Consider the following 847-nt stretch of genomic DNA (forward strand, 5'->3'; position numbering starts at 1 on the left):
ACAAAAAACTTGTTTCACACTGCCACTATTTTTAAACCCGTTATGCTCTAAAATAACCCCTAACATCGAAGGCACAAAGTGCATTTTTGTGATCCCGTGAGATTGGATCAAATCACACAAATACTCTGGGTCTTTATGGCCATCGGGTTTAGCCACCACAAGCTGCCCACCATATGCCAATGTCCACACAAACTCCCACACCGACACATCAAAGCTGTAAGGGGTTTTTTGGAGCACTTTATCATCCGCAGTCATCCCATACTTATTGTGCATCCAGTGGATCCGATTAAACAATGCTTGGTGCTCTACCATCACACCTTTAGGCTGCCCTGTTGAACCTGATGTATAAATTACGTAAGCCAAATTCCGCGATAACACCTTGGAGTTTATGTTATTGTCCGCCGATATATGCTCAAAGAGCGCTTTATCATCTAATGCAACAAGCTCACCAGTAAAGTCCCCTAATTGCTGCGCGGTATCGCCTTGGGTTAATACCACGGATAATTCGGCATCCTCTAGCATGTAGTTCAAACGCGCCTGTGGGTAACTTGGGTCTAATGGCACATATGCGCCGCCGGCCTTCAAAATACCTAAAATTCCTATCACCATTTCCAGCGAGCGTTCCACACACAAGCCTACCAAACTGTCTGGCCGAATAGCATGATGTTCCCGTAGGTAATGCGCCAGTTGGTTTGATTGCTCGTTCAACTGCTTGTACGTCAGTGTTTTATCGGCAAAGACCACCGCAACCTTATCTGGCTGCTGCTGGGCTTGGTGCTCAAATAAGGTATGAATACAGGCTGTTTTATCGTACGCCACTGATGTCTCATTTAATGTATGAGTCAAG

1 protein-coding gene is annotated in these 847 nt (G+C 45.5%); it reads right to left on the bottom strand.

What is annotated here, in order from left to right; genetic code table 11:
- The coding region (locus BGP78_RS20670; RefSeq protein ID WP_259386394.1) for an AMP-binding protein at positions 1-819 on the bottom strand (819 nt) is incomplete at its 3' end.
- Between the last annotated feature and the right edge of the window lie 28 nt (positions 820-847).

Origin of the sequence: Pseudoalteromonas sp. MSK9-3, assembly GCF_003590335.1 — a bacterium.
Lineage (GTDB): Bacteria > Pseudomonadota > Gammaproteobacteria > Enterobacterales > Alteromonadaceae > Pseudoalteromonas.